Source organism: Nostoc sp. C96, assembly GCF_059384975.1.
In genome coordinates, this window is the sequence record NZ_CM182020.1 from 4,441,039 (window position 1) to 4,454,514 (window position 13,476).

The 13,476-nt window shown below is 40.3% G+C and carries 12 protein-coding genes; 3 read left to right on the forward strand and 9 right to left on the reverse strand.

The genetic code is table 11. The features are described from left to right. The first annotated feature begins 47 nt into the window (after window positions 1-47). The gene (locus AC504W_RS18970) at window positions 48-1,970 is read left to right on the forward strand and encodes a transglycosylase domain-containing protein (RefSeq protein WP_494873795.1); all 1,923 of its coding nucleotides are present in this window, start codon (window positions 48-50) and stop codon (window positions 1,968-1,970) included. Between the two features lie 112 nt (window positions 1,971-2,082). On the opposite strand, the gene AC504W_RS18975 is transcribed toward AC504W_RS18970, so the two are convergent. After that, entirely contained in the window at window positions 2,083-2,406 is a 324-nt protein-coding gene (locus AC504W_RS18975) for a DUF1825 family protein (protein WP_103126035.1), read from the reverse strand. Between the two features lie 207 nt (window positions 2,407-2,613). Next, entirely contained in the window at window positions 2,614-3,462 is an 849-nt protein-coding gene (gene ypfJ, locus AC504W_RS18980) for a KPN_02809 family neutral zinc metallopeptidase (protein WP_494873796.1), read from the reverse strand. A 213-nt stretch (window positions 3,463-3,675) separates the two neighbouring features. Between ypfJ and AC504W_RS18985 the strand changes: the two genes are divergently transcribed. Next, window positions 3,676-4,200, forward strand: a complete 525-nt coding sequence (locus AC504W_RS18985; protein ID WP_494873797.1) for a DUF937 domain-containing protein — start codon at window positions 3,676-3,678, stop codon at window positions 4,198-4,200. Between the two features lie 101 nt (window positions 4,201-4,301). Here AC504W_RS18985 and AC504W_RS18990 read toward each other — a convergent pair whose 3' ends face one another. From AC504W_RS18990 to petJ, 5 genes are all read right to left on the reverse strand, one after another. After that, window positions 4,302-4,562 carry a MoaD/ThiS family protein gene (locus AC504W_RS18990; protein ID WP_096578908.1) on the reverse strand — a complete coding sequence of 87 codons (261 nt, stop codon included), beginning with the start codon at window positions 4,560-4,562 and terminating at the stop codon, window positions 4,302-4,304. A gap of 223 nt (window positions 4,563-4,785) precedes the next feature. Then, window positions 4,786-5,082 carry a hypothetical protein gene (locus tag AC504W_RS18995; RefSeq protein WP_103126100.1) on the reverse strand — a complete coding sequence of 99 codons (297 nt, stop codon included), beginning with the start codon at window positions 5,080-5,082 and terminating at the stop codon, window positions 4,786-4,788. A gap of 128 nt (window positions 5,083-5,210) precedes the next feature. Next, window positions 5,211-7,298 (reverse strand): TonB-dependent receptor plug domain-containing protein, encoded by a 2,088-nt coding sequence (locus tag AC504W_RS19000; RefSeq protein ID WP_494873798.1) that lies wholly within the window; start codon window positions 7,296-7,298, stop codon window positions 5,211-5,213. A gap of 206 nt (window positions 7,299-7,504) precedes the next feature. Continuing rightward, window positions 7,505-8,422, reverse strand: a complete 918-nt coding sequence (locus AC504W_RS19005; RefSeq protein ID WP_494873799.1) for a tetratricopeptide repeat protein — start codon at window positions 8,420-8,422, stop codon at window positions 7,505-7,507. Between the two features lie 78 nt (window positions 8,423-8,500). Further along, on the reverse strand, window positions 8,501-8,836 hold the full coding sequence (gene petJ / locus AC504W_RS19010; protein WP_494873800.1) for a cytochrome c6 PetJ: 336 nt from the start codon (window positions 8,834-8,836) through the stop codon (window positions 8,501-8,503). Window positions 8,837-9,143: 307 nt separating this feature from the next. Here petJ and AC504W_RS19015 point away from each other — a divergent pair, with 307 nt between their 5' ends. Continuing rightward, window positions 9,144-11,255, forward strand: coding sequence for a PAS domain S-box protein (locus tag AC504W_RS19015; RefSeq protein WP_494873801.1), 2,112 nt, complete (start codon window positions 9,144-9,146; stop codon window positions 11,253-11,255). A gap of 279 nt (window positions 11,256-11,534) precedes the next feature. Here AC504W_RS19015 and AC504W_RS19020 read toward each other — a convergent pair whose 3' ends face one another. Both AC504W_RS19020 and AC504W_RS19025 read right to left on the reverse strand, forming a co-directional pair. Then, window positions 11,535-12,017, reverse strand: coding sequence for a GNAT family N-acetyltransferase (locus tag AC504W_RS19020; protein ID WP_494873802.1), 483 nt, complete (start codon window positions 12,015-12,017; stop codon window positions 11,535-11,537). A gap of 41 nt (window positions 12,018-12,058) precedes the next feature. After that, on the reverse strand, window positions 12,059-13,468 hold the full coding sequence (locus tag AC504W_RS19025) for a family 2B encapsulin nanocompartment shell protein (RefSeq protein ID WP_494873803.1): 1,410 nt from the start codon (window positions 13,466-13,468) through the stop codon (window positions 12,059-12,061). Window positions 13,469-13,476 lie beyond the last annotated feature (8 nt).

The window sequence follows — 13,476 nt, forward strand, 5'->3', positions numbered from 1 at the left end:
TTTCGATGAATTACAGTTAAATTTACAAGTGAGGAAGTGATATCACCGTGTCGTCTAGGACTCTTGAAAATAAGCAGCCACAACGTCGGCCTTCATCGGGTTTTGAGTTTTTGAAAGGCGTAGGTCAGATAACTGGCGGTACTTTGTTATCTATAACCATGCTGACAAGCTCTATTGTAGCTGGAGGGCTAGTTGGTTTAGCGATTAGTTTCCGCAATTTGCCAGATGTCAGACAACTGCGTAACTTCTTGCCATCAGAAACGACTTATATTTATGACATTAAAGGTAAATTGCTTGCCAGTGTTCACGGGGAAGCTAACCGCGAAGTTGTACCTTTAGATAGAATTTCGCCCAATTTAAAACGGGCGGTACTAGCCAGTGAAGATGGACATTTTTACTCTCACCACGGGATTAATCCTACAGGGATTGGTCGTGCTATTGTCGTTAACGCCGTAGCAGGTGGTGTGAAAGAAGGTGGTTCTACCATCACCATGCAGTTGGTCAAAAATTTGTTTTTGTCGCAAAAACGCGCCATTACTCGGAAATTAGCCGAGGCTGTGTTGGCCATTCGGCTAGAGCAAATTCTTACCAAAGACCAAATTTTAGAAATGTACCTCAATCAAGTGTATTGGGGTCACAATAATTACGGAGTGCAAACAGCTGCACGCAGTTACTTTGATAAATCAGCCGAAACCCTAACATTGGGAGAATCGGCCATGATGGCGGGTTTAATTCAAGCGCCAGAAGAATTTAGCCCCTTTGCGAGTATGAAGCTGGCAAAACAAAAGCAAAAAGAAGTGCTGGGGCGGATGCTGGAATTGAAGTGGATTACCCAGCAAGAATATGATGATGCCTTAAAGCAAGAAATCAAACTAGGCAGAATTAGGTCTTTTCAAGGTAGCGCTTTACCTTATGTTTCTAACACTGTTTCCCAGGAATTAGCGAAAAAGTTTGGACGTGACGCATTACTCAAAGGTGGGATGCGAGTTCAAACTACAGTTGATGCTAAATTCCAAATTATGGCTGAAGATACTGTTAAAAAATGGCATAAAACACTTAGTGGACAAGGGTTATATAAGAACCAAATTGCTTTAGTAGCCATTGATCCACGTACACATTTTATTAAGGCTCTGGTGGGTGGTGTAGATCCTAAAGTCAGTGAGTTTAACCGAGCAACTCAAGCTCTTCGCCAACCAGGATCTTCTTTTAAGCCTTTTGTTTACTATACTGCCTTTGCTACTGGTAAATATGGGCCAGACAGTACGGTAATTGATGCGCCAGTAAGCTACCGCGATGGTGATGGTTGGTACTATCCCAGGAACTATGATGGTAGCTTTGGTGGAGCAATGACAATTCGCAAAGCTCTATCAGTCTCTCGCAACATTCCTGTAATTAAGCTGGGTAAGGCTGTAGGGATGTCAAAGGTGATTGAAACTTGCCGAACTTTGGGCATTATGAGTCCGATGGAACCTGTGACTTCATTGCCTTTAGGTGCGATCGGTGTGACACCATTAGAAATGACCAGTGCTTATGCTACTTTTGCCAACTACGGGTGGCAATCACCACCAACAATTATTGCCCGGATTACCGACAGCAGCGGCAATGTGTTGTTAGATAATACCCCGAAGCCCCAATTAGTGCTTGATCCTTGGGCATCAGCAGCAATTATTAATACAATGCAATCTGTAATTACTGAAGGTACTGGTAAAAATGCTGCAATCGACCGCCCAGCCGCGGGGAAGACGGGAACAACATCTTCGGAAAAAGATATTTGGTTTGTCGGTACAGTACCCCAATTGACAACTGCTGTTTGGGTAGGTCGAGACGATAACAGACAATTAGCCAGCGGTGCTACTGGTGGTGTTATGGTAGCTCCCATCTGGAAGGATTTCATGACCAAAGCACTTAAAGGTGTACCAGTGGAAAATTTCAAACCACCTTCTCAGTTTCCTCGCCCTAAATCAAATTAAAAGCATTTTTTCAAAAGCCAACGACAGGTGTAGACAGGCGCGGAGGGGAAATTTCTTCTCTGCGCCTTTGTTTTTCTAAACGCAAGTCTTGATACCAAATACTTAATTATCTCTAGGGCTGTTTTTCCAGTTCGGCTTTCATCCGTTCTAGGGTGAAGTTCATTTGATCAAACATCTGTTGTGGAGTTATGCCAAACTGACCTAACTGGGTTTTTAACTGTTCTACTGTCATTTGCGCCATAAAATCTTCTGATAGCTCGAAACGCTTCATAAAGATGCGATAGCGATCCATCATGGTTTCCATTTGGTCAATAAACAGCTTTTTGCCTTCGCGGTCAAATTTGCCATAACTATTACCAAGTTTGATTAGGGCTTGGTAATCTTCAAAAAGCTCTTTTGCTTCTTGCTGAACTATCTCAGAATCAAAGAATCCCATGTTGCTTATATTTAACTGAGTACTGACACTCAGCAGCTTATAGTGATGCTTATATTTTTATTCTAGTCTAGGGGATTCATATAAAAAACCAACTTCGGTTAAAGTACGGTTTTTCATCTAGATTCCAACACTTGACTTTATTTGATGTCTGTTAATTTGATTGTGTTCTAGATTGAAAAAGAAAGTGGTAAGTGGGGTTTTGCATCTCTAAGGATTAGCGGCTTTAAAGGTATTGCATTGCTGCGGATCGCCTGTTTGAATACCTCGCTTAAACCATCGTACCCTTTGGGCAGAACTGCCGTGGGTAAAAGATTCTGGAACTACATAACCCCTAGCTTGCTCTTGTAAGCGATCATCACCAATACTACTAGCCGCATTTAAGGCTTCTTCGACATCACCAGTTTCCAAAATTTGGCGCGATCGCTCGGCGTGATTTGCCCAAACTCCCGCATAACAATCTGCTTGGAGTTCTTGGCGCACAGACAACTGATTTGCTTCTACCTGATCGGCTCGTTGTTGTAGCGATCGCACTTGATCGGAAATTCCCAACAAATTTTGGACATGATGCCCAACTTCATGGGCGATAACATAAGCTTGAGCAAAATCTCCTGGCGCTTGGTAGCGGTTCTTTAAATCACGGTAAAAGCTCAAGTCAATATACACTTTTTGGTCTTGCGGACAGTAAAATGGCCCCACTGCCGAACGCGCAAAGCCACAAGCCGATTCCACCGCATTAGAATACAGCACTAACTTCGGATCGACGTATTTTTCACCACTTTGTTGAAATATTTCACTCCAAGTATCTTCTGTATCAGCCAGCACTACGGAAACAAAATCAGCCATTTGGTCTTGGGCTGGTGTCTGCGGTGACTCCGTGACTGGGCGATCGCTAGGTGCGTTGTTCTGTTCCAAAATTACTCTGGGATCACCACCTAATAGCGCCACCACCAGCGATAGCAGTAGTACGCCAATCCCACCACCAACCACGGGAGCCGAAACTCGCAATCCCCGCTGATCTTCGACGTTTGTACTCCGACGACCTAATTGCCAACGCATAATTACTACTTGCCCAAATCACCAACAAAGCCAAGTTTGCAGTAAGTAAGATAAAATCTATACTTACCTTTTAGGCTGATATTACCGATTTCAGGCGTTAAATTCTTCTACCTGGGGTTAAACTAGCAACAAACAACTGTAATTCTTCAGATAGGTTGTTAATAGGATAAAGTTCAGCTAATCTGCACAAATATTCATCAGGAAGAAAAATTTATGGGACTGTTTGACCAAATTCTCGGTGCTGTTACTAATCTCAATCAACAAGGTGGCTTGGGTCAACTAGGCGATATGATCAACACCTTACAACAACTGAGCGATCGCACTGGTGCAGATTCCTCGACTATCCAAACGGTTTTGGGGATTGTGAGCAATTATGTACGCTCTTCTTTACAAGAAAAGCAAGCTACCAGCGGCGCAGCCGAAGCTCAAGCTTTAGTAAATCAATATGCTGGTACTTCTCCTAATCCGCAAGCTGTAAATTCGCTGTTTTCTGGGGAGATGCAGCAACAAGTAGCTGAAACAGTTTCTCAGCGCACTGGGTTAGATACTGGAACTATTCAACAATTACTACCTTCAATAGTGCCAGTAGTTCTGAATTTTTTACAATCAGGTGCTAACGCTCAAAATCCTCAATCTGGTAGTAATTCTGTATTGAGTAGCTTTTTGGATGCAGATGGGGATGGCGATGTGGACATTACTGATGCGATTCGCTTGGTTAGTAAGTATCTCGGCAAATGATGGGGTTTCTTTAAACAAAATACATACGTTATTCGTCAGAATGAGCGTATGTATTCTGTAACATAACTTTTGCCTTTTGCCTTTTACTTTTTAACTTTTTATTAACCACCACTCACAGGTGGAATCAGTACCACTTCATCACCATTTTGCAGTAATGTATCTGGTTCAACAAAGATTAAATTGATCCCAAAGCGAGTGATGTCACGCCATTTAGCGAGTTCTGGGCGTTCTGCAATCAGGCGATCGCACACAGCTTTTACAGGTGTAGCTTCAGGAAATTCCAACACCAATTCTGAAATTCCAAAGGCTTCTTGATAAGCAGCGAATAATTTTACCGTGACTGTAATTGCAGATTTAGACATACAAAAGCTTGGTATTCTAGAACTTTTCTCAATCTAGAGTTTCCCAGACCTAACAATGACACAGCAAGTTGAGAAACTGTCATTTGTATTCACTAGCACAAATTAGATGTTGCTAATGTGGTTAGCAAAAATACTATCATCCATTCGTCTAGAAAAAATGATGAGAAAATTAAACTGAACCAATGCAAAAGGTTACTTGTTAAGGCTGGGGAATACTCCCGCATTACTCCCAAGTTGATACATCTCTTAGCACATCAGGGATTTCTCCCATCTCTAGGGGAAATTCCAACAAGGTTTCTCTGTAACCTAAATACCCAGACTCAGCAAATGACAACAGCATTCGCTTGAGTGCAAACCAAACTTCTGACTCATATTCCCAATCACTATAGCGCGAAGCCCGACCCGCAATGGAACGTAGCGCCCAAAAATAAGAATTCCTCACCACCGAACCACCTTTTTTAAACTCTGGCAAGTCTTGGTGGTGAAGAAATAATACTTGATTGTCGATTCTGGCTTTCATACTAGCCATTTTAATTGATTGAGACGGAATATCTCATATAGCAGAAGGCAGGAGGCAGGGGGAAAAGTCTTATTATTCCTGGCATTCAAGCTTTCAAATTGTCCTAACATATCTGATTACTGCTATATCTACAAACTGGAACTTAAGCCTAAACGGAAAGTAAATCCAGGACTATAAATGCGATTCACTCGCTCGTATTGCTCACCCAGTAAGTTTTCTAAATAAACTGTCAGTCCTAAATTGCCAGCTACAGGAATGCGACCACTAAAATCTAAGTTGAAATAGGATGGGACAAAATCTGTATTTTGGTCTCCGGCTCTATTAAATAAGGCTCGACGCGCACCACTGTTGTATGTCATATACAAGTTAGCTTGCCAACCAGAATTTTGATACCCAATACCACCTTGCAGTAAAGAATAGGGAATCAAACCTAACTGTAAGCCTCTTTCTGTACCTGTTTTAATTTGAGCATCTGTATAGGTATAGTTGAGAAAAGTTGACCAGCCAGAATTTAGTTTTAGTTGTAAGGCTGCTTCTAAACCATTGGTATCTACTAGCCCAATATTTGTCCATCGTCCGGCTATCACACCCAGACGATTATCTATGCTGCTACCGAAATAAGTAAACTGTCCAGTCAAATTTTCTGCAAATTTGACATCTAATCCCGCAGTCCAACTAGAGCCTGTTTCTGGGTCTAAATCAGGGTTTGGTTCCCAACCATGCACTGTGTCATAAACATATAACTGGTCTAGTCCGGGGTTGCGTTGTCCGCCAGTCCAACTTCCACGCATGGCTAGTGTTGGTGTCAGAGCATAACGTAAGCCCACGCTAGGATTGAGATAATTACCAAACTCTGTATCAAAGCTTTGTCTGAGTCCTAAATCGAGTTGAAAATTTTTGCTGATATTCCAACTATTGACAGCAAATAAAGCTGTGTTTAATAAATCTCTGTTTTCAGTTTCATTATTAGTAATGCGATTTGGGTCGCTACTTAATACATCACCATTTAAGTTAGTATTTTTTAAATCCAATCCCCAACGTAATTTATTGCTCTGGCTTAATTGCCACTCATGGTCTACTCTGGCTGATAACTGTTGTGTATCTAAAGCACCTGTACGATAAAAGTTACCTGTCGGGCCATAAGTACTGAAATAGTCTTGATTGTAACCAATTGTAGTTGTGAGATTAGAGCGATCGCCATTACCTAAACGAGTTTTCCAAGATAAACCAATATTCAAGCCATCATGGTCTAAACGGTCTCTTTGTAAAGGGAAACCAAAAAAGATTAAACCTCGACGGCTACTCAGGGCGGTAACATCTAAATTCAAAGTATTGCGAGAATTTAAATCTAAACCGATGTTGCCAAAATAACTGCTTGTGGCTGTATCTGCATTAGATAAAAAACCTTGAGAATCACGGTTAGCTGCGCCCACAGGTACACGATAACGGTTATCAGAAAAAAATCTTTCAAAACTGAAATTATATCTAGCCGCACCAACTGAACCACCAAAACTAGTCTGTTGATTATTTAAGCTGAATGAGCCATATTCCACACTACCCGTTAGCTTTGGTTTGCCATAACCTTCTTTGGTGATGATATTCACAACGCCACCAAAAGCTGAGGAACCATATAAGGTAGAAGCTACACCGCTAGATAATTCTACGCGTTCTATTGATTCTACAGGAATGCTATTTAAATCAGTTGTGCCATGATAAGTGTTGATATTATTATTAATCTGTCTGCCATTAATCAAAAATACAGACTGATTAATTGAAGCTCCTCGATAATATGTACCTGTGTGAATATCTGCGCCACGACCGACATCATTAATCGCAAAACCAGGCAATTTTTTTAATACATCAGCAACACTAGTAGCACCCTGCTTTTGAATTTCTTCTTTCTCAATCACATAAACAGGTGTAGAGCCAGATAAAGTATCTTGTTCTCCAATTACCTCTGTAGAAATATCTGCATTTTCAGCAGGTTGTGTTTCTACTTCTGGCTGATCTTCTTGTTTAAATTCTATATCATTACTCGTTTCTTGAGTTAGTAATTCAGCATTAATAATAGGTAACTCAATTTCTTTTAAGTCAGGAATACTTGTCGTTATTGGCGTTACTTCAGTGCCAGTTTGTTGAATTTCTTCAATGGCTTCAGCAGGCAAAGTTATGAACAAATTTGGTAAAGCAACTAGCAGCCAATAATTCTTTCTCACGTTTTGTCTCACACCCAGTAAAAACTATCACCAATGGGTATTGTTACGGTTATTGCAAAATCTTGTCAAACGACAACCTGTCATATTTACAGGAAGTAATTGTTGAGAAAAGAAGCAAATATTATGGTATAAAAAGCTATAAAAATAGAGTCCTGATTCTATTTTCTGTAGGGACAAACAGCCGTTCGCCCCTATTTGTGAATTATTCAAGCTACTTCAACTGCAAGTTGAATTTCGTATTGCAAGCGCTTGAGTAGATCTATAGTTGTCTCGTAGGCAACTTTTTGGTTCTTGTGTTCAAAGTACTCAGATGCCTTGTTCAAATCAGCGATCGCTCTTTGATGATACCCTAGATAATACTGAGCAATACCTCGATTCAGGTAAGCTTGTCCATTACTGGGATCTAGCCGAATAACTTCCGAAAAATGATTGACTGCGCCTGTGTTGTCGCCATTACGACCACACACACAACCAAGGTTAAAATAAGCTCGATAATCCTTAGCGTTGAAACGAATCGCTAAATTAAAGTCGTGCATTGCTGCGGGTAAATTATGCAGATGAAAATGAGCTAAACCCCTATCGTTGTAAATATCTGCAAATAATACATTGGCTACTTGAGGAATTTGCGTTAATGCCAGATTAAAATCATTAATGGCCGATGTGTGATCACCCAGGGTATTATGAGCTACGCCTCGATTATAGTAGGCACGAAAATCATGAGGTTTGTGAGCGATCGCTAAATTATCATCGTCAATAGCACTGATATAATTACCTTGCCGGTAATGTGCTAAACCCCGATTTAGATACGCTTCCAGATTATTTGGGGAATAATTTATAGCTGCGGTACAATCAGCGATCGCTTGATGGTAATCTTGTAAATAGAGATAAGCAAGACAGCGATTACTGTAAGCAGAAGTGGTTTTTCCTTGCCGTTCAATTACTTGGTTAAAATGCTCTATCGCTTCCTCATAGTTACCTTGCTGCATCTGGACTACACCTAAATGAAACGAATCACTTGCTATTTTTTGGGCAAGCAATGTAGGTGATACAGGTAAAAACTGAATAGCAAAAGTTAGAGGAAACACAACTAGCAAACTGAATAAAAACCGCCCAAAATTAGTCATAAGTACTAGCGACAATTTCGGCAAAAATAAAATCGGCGGGACAATTAGCCCCGCAGTTTGTAGAAATCTATACTAACTCTACTTCCAAGATTTGTCTGCTTGTCCTAGTACGTAAGCAGCTACATCTTCAATTTGGTCAAGTTTTAGACGGCCTTTAAAAGCAGGCATAGCATTTTTACCATTTGTTACTTGAGCAATAATGGCCTCTGCTGAGTTCATGCCATACTTTTCTAAATCTTCTTTTTTCAAGGTCTTTTGAGCATTAACTAAATTTTTACCACCTGCGTGACAAGAAGCACAATTAGCACTAAATACTTTAGCTCCATTGGCGGTATCTGTTGCTAATGCTGGGCTGCTGAAGGCAAATGTGAAAATAGCAATGCCTAACAGCATAACTGAAATGATTTTTTTCATGGAGTGTTCTCTCTGAAACCAACTTTAATTGCGGACGATATCATTCACAATTGTCAGTTGATTAAATTACCTGCGTCAAAAGACAGGCTGTCAAACTTCGCTGTAATAATTTTGAATAGCCATATCTAATGAGTTAAGAAAAGCTCATATCAGAATCGGCGATCGTACTCTTGCTATACTCACAATCAGTATGCAGTTAGTAGCCAATCAAGTCTCATATTCATTAAGCAGAATGTTACATAGCTTCAACAAAAGGGAATTCTATATTTAACAGCCAAATAAAATCTATATAATCCCTTAAATTAGGATGAACCCTCAAAAGCAAAATATTCAAAACGGTAATATTAAGAATTGTTGTGAGAATGCCAGCCCCGATACAGAAATTGCATCTCAACCAGTAGAGAAAGAGTTAAAACAGCTACAAAACAAACTGTTGTTACTAATAAAACATAATCCTTTACCGATAATTGAGTGGGATGCAGCATTTAAGATAACAGAATGGAATGGTGCTGCTGAAAAGTTATTTGGATATAGAAAAAATGAGGTTATTGGTTGCAATATTACAGAATTAATTGTGCCAGAAGATGAACGAATTCAAGTTAGCACAGTTATGCAAATACTATTGCAGCAGCCAGAAGAAACTAATAATATCAATAAAAATATTACAAAAAACCAAAAAGTAGTTATTTGTGAGTGGACTAATATTCCTATAGTGGATTTAAATGGCCAAGTAGTTAGTATTATTTCAACATTACAAAATGTCACGCAAGTAAAAAATTGTACGACAACCCTAAGCAAAAACGCAGAATTTTATAGCTCAATCTTAGATTGCATAACTGATATGATATTGGTTAAAGGTGCTAAATCGCGGATTATTTGGTCAAATAAAGCCTTCCGTGATTATTACGGAATGACAGAAGCACAACTGCAAGATTTGATTGATGCTCCTTTTAATGAACCAGAAAATACACTCCAGTATATTAAAGATGATGCTTATGTATTTGAAACTGGAAAAACTCTAGAAATTCAAGAAGCAGTGACAAAGTATGATGGGGAAGTACGCTTATTTCATACCATCAAATCTGCCATCCGTAACGAAAAAGGCGAAGTGGTGATGACAGTAGGCGTATCTCGTGATGATAGCGAGCGTCAAAAAGCAGAAAAAGAAAAAGCCAAGTTATTAGCAATTCTCGAAGCAGCACCAGATTTTATCAGCACTGCGGATTTAACTGGACAAGTTCTCTACTTTAATAAAGCTGCTCGCAGAATGTTAGGACTGTCAGAAACAGAGTCATTTCAAGGCAGAAATTTGTCTCAAAATCACCCCCAATGGACAAATGAAATTATTATGAATCAGGGAATACCAGAATCAATCCGATGTGGGAATTGGGTGGGAGAAACAGCACTTTTAGGAGCAAATGGCCAAGAAATTCCGCTTTCCCAACTAATCCTTGCACATAAATCACCACAGGGAGAACTTGAATATTTTTCAACAGTTGCTAGAGATATTAGTGAATTAAAAGCTGCTGAAGAGGCCTTAAGACATAAAGCTCAAGATTTAGAGCAAACCCTCAAAGAATTGCAATATACTCAAGCACATCTCATCCAAAGCGAAAAAATGTCGTCTATTGGTCAATTAGTTGCAGGAGTTGCTCACGAAATCAATAATCCTACAAGTTTTATTTACAGTAATATTCAACCTGCTAAAGAATATATCAATGATTTAATGGATTTAATTGAGCTTTATCAGCAAAATTATCCTCATCCAGTAAAAGTTATTCAAGACCACATCAAAGCTATAGACCTCGAATTTTTAATAGCAGATTTGCCTCGCTTAGTATCTTCAATGAAAATTGGCGCAGAACGAATTACACAAATTGTTCTTTCCTTACGCAATTTTTCGCGGATGGATGAAGCAGAGTGTAAAGCTGTAGATATTCATTCTGGCATTGATAGCACTTTAGTTATTTTGGCACATCGCCTCAAGGCACAACATAATCGTCCAGAAATTGCACTCATTAAAGAATATGGCAATTTACCTTTAATAGAATGTTATCCTGGACAGTTGAATCAAGTTTTTATGAACATTTTGGTGAATGCTTTAGATGCTTTAGAAGAACGAGATCAAAAACGTTCTCTTGAAGAAATACAACAAACACCAAGTACTATCCGCATTCAGACTTTTTTATCAGATAAACAACACGTTATAATTCGATTTATTGATAATGGTTCAGGTATACCAGAGAATTTAATCAACCGTTTGTTTGACCCTTTTTTTACAACTAAGCCAGTGGGTGTAGGTACAGGACTAGGTTTATCAATTAGCTATCAAATTGTCGTAGAAAAGCATCATGGGAAACTGACTTGTCTATCAAAACCAGGACAAGGGACTGAATTTCAAATAGAAATTCCTATCTAGAAAGTATGAAATAAAAAAACTAGTAATGGCGTGTTGTACCAATTTTTTATAAAGCTGTATAGATCAGATCCCCCCTAGCCTTTTTAAGAGGGGAAATTCTTCAATTCTCCCTTTTCAAGGGGGATTTAGGGGGATCAAGATATGTGCAACTTTACATTAAATTGGTATTAAGCCTTAAATATTGCAATATAAATTAGTTCTATCCGCTTTCTTCGGCGGTTAATTTGTTCTAATTTTATGCCCTATTTTAGCCTTGTCACACCACTAGCCTATTTTTTATTACTTTGCTGCTAAATTTGTCAGGTTTTCTGCTGTGACGCGACAAATTCGCCAATCATCTAAAATGCTGGCTCCCATACTGCGGTAAAATGCTTGGGCTGGCTCGTTCCAATCTAAGACACTCCACTCTAAGCGTCCACAATTTCGCTCTACAGCAATTTGCGCGAGTTTAGTTAACAACGCTTTACCAATACCTTGACGGCGATAATCTGGTAAAACAAACAAGTCTTCCAGATAAATTCCTGGCTTGGTCAGAAAAGTAGAATAGTTGTGAAAGAACAAGGCAAAGCCTACAGCCTGTCCTTGATATTCTGCCAAGATGGCCTCGATATATTTTGGCGAACCAAATAGATGCTCTTGGAGTGCCGCAACATCTCCTGTGACGGCATGAGATAATTTCTCATACTCCGCCAACTGTTTAATTAATTGAAATAGTACGTTGCTATCAGCAGGTTCAGCAAAACGCAAAATTAAATCGGTCATTAGTTCAATACGGTTGCTAAAGTTTACCCTGCTGTTAATTATTAGCAGCCAATTTCGACATTTTCTAGGATACCAAGTGCATCGGGGATGAGAATGGCGGCGGAGTAGTAGGCGGTGACAAGATAAGAAATAATCGCTTTCTCGTTGATACCCAAAAACCGTACAGATAAACTGGGTTGGTATTCATCAGGGATACCCGTTTTGTGTAGACCTACTACCCCTTGGTTTTCTTCTCCGACACGGAATACCAAAATAGAGGTAGTACCCTGCTTGGTGATCGGAATTTTGTTAGAAGGAAAAATCGGATAGTTGCGCCAAGTAGGCACAATCTTGCCATTTACCTCTCTGCTGGGGGAATAGATTCCACGACGGTTACACTCCCTGCCAAAAGCAGCGATCGCACGAGGATGAGCAAGGAAAAAATGGGATTTGCGCCGCCGAGACAGCAATTCATCAAAATCATCTGGAGTTGGTGGCCCGGTGCGGGTATAGATGCGTTGCTTGAGATCAGCATTGTGCAACAACCCGAAATCAGGGTTATTCAGCATTTCGTATTCTTGCCGTTCCCGCAACGCTTCAATAGTCAGCCGTAATTGCTGCTCTGTCTGGTTCATCGGTTCATTGTAGAGGTCAGCAACTCGCGTATTCACCTGTAAAATGGTTTGCGCGACGCTTAACTCATACTCCCGTGGATTCAAGTCGTAATCAGCAAATGTTGTGGGTAACTCAGTTTCCGGACTGTGACCGGCAGACATAGCGATCGCCGCTTGATTATGCCTATCCTGGGGTTTGCTCAATATTGCTCTCAAGCGATCGACCTGAGTCTGCAAGGCTTCAGACTGGTTGAGCAACTCCCGAAACGCCTGTACTGGCAAAGACAAAACTATGCAGCGGGTAACAGCTTTTAGGCTAACCTCCCAAGTTTCCTGAGATAGAACTATAGCTTCGCCACCAAAACAATCGCCATCAGCTAGAATATCCCGTAAAGCTTCCGCCTCATATTTGCCTGCCTTCAGCTGATTAACTTTACCATGAGCAATTAATAACACCTGGTTAGCTGGTTGACCTTCCTGTACAATTACCTCACCAGGGGCAAATTCTTGTTGCACAAAGCGCTCTGCCAAGGCGTTGAGTACCTCAATATCCTCAAACCCACGCAGTAAAGATAGTTCACAAAGTGTTTGGGGAATGACTCTTACTTGATTCCCTATATTGCTAAAGCTAACCCGTCCATTGCCAACAGGATATGTCAAGCGACGGTTAACCCGATAGGCCCCACCCGTAACTTGCACCCAAGGCAACATCTGTAACAACCACCTAGGAGTAATACCCTGCATCTGGGGCTGGGTTTTCGTGGTTTTGGCTAAATTCCGCGCCCCTTTGGTGCTTAAGCTCATCTGGAGTTGCCTGTTTTCTTGGTCTAAATCAGGCCTAATCAAAGCATCTGTCATACAGTCAA

Excerpts from the sequence above, each read along its gene's own strand:
- AC504W_RS18975 (WP_103126035.1), bottom strand. The coding sequence starts at position 2,406 with ATGGGATTCTTTGATTCTGAGATAGTTCAGCAAGAAGCAAAAGAGCTT.
- AC504W_RS18995 (WP_103126100.1), bottom strand. The coding sequence starts at position 5,082 with ATGAAAGCCAGAATCGACAATCAAGTATTATTTCTTCACCACCAAGAC.
- AC504W_RS19015 (WP_494873801.1), top strand. The coding sequence starts at position 9,144 with ATGAACCCTCAAAAGCAAAATATTCAAAACGGTAATATTAAGAATTGT.
- AC504W_RS19020 (WP_494873802.1), bottom strand. The coding sequence starts at position 12,017 with ATGACCGATTTAATTTTGCGTTTTGCTGAACCTGCTGATAGCAACGTA.
- AC504W_RS18990 (WP_096578908.1), bottom strand. The coding sequence starts at position 4,562 with ATGTCTAAATCTGCAATTACAGTCACGGTAAAATTATTCGCTGCTTAT.
- AC504W_RS19005 (WP_494873799.1), bottom strand. The coding sequence starts at position 8,422 with ATGACTAATTTTGGGCGGTTTTTATTCAGTTTGCTAGTTGTGTTTCCT.
- AC504W_RS19025 (WP_494873803.1), bottom strand. The coding sequence starts at position 13,468 with ATGACAGATGCTTTGATTAGGCCTGATTTAGACCAAGAAAACAGGCAA.
- petJ (WP_494873800.1), bottom strand. The coding sequence starts at position 8,836 with ATGAAAAAAATCATTTCAGTTATGCTGTTAGGCATTGCTATTTTCACA.
- AC504W_RS18985 (WP_494873797.1), top strand. The coding sequence starts at position 3,676 with ATGGGACTGTTTGACCAAATTCTCGGTGCTGTTACTAATCTCAATCAA.
- ypfJ (WP_494873796.1), bottom strand. The coding sequence starts at position 3,462 with ATGCGTTGGCAATTAGGTCGTCGGAGTACAAACGTCGAAGATCAGCGG.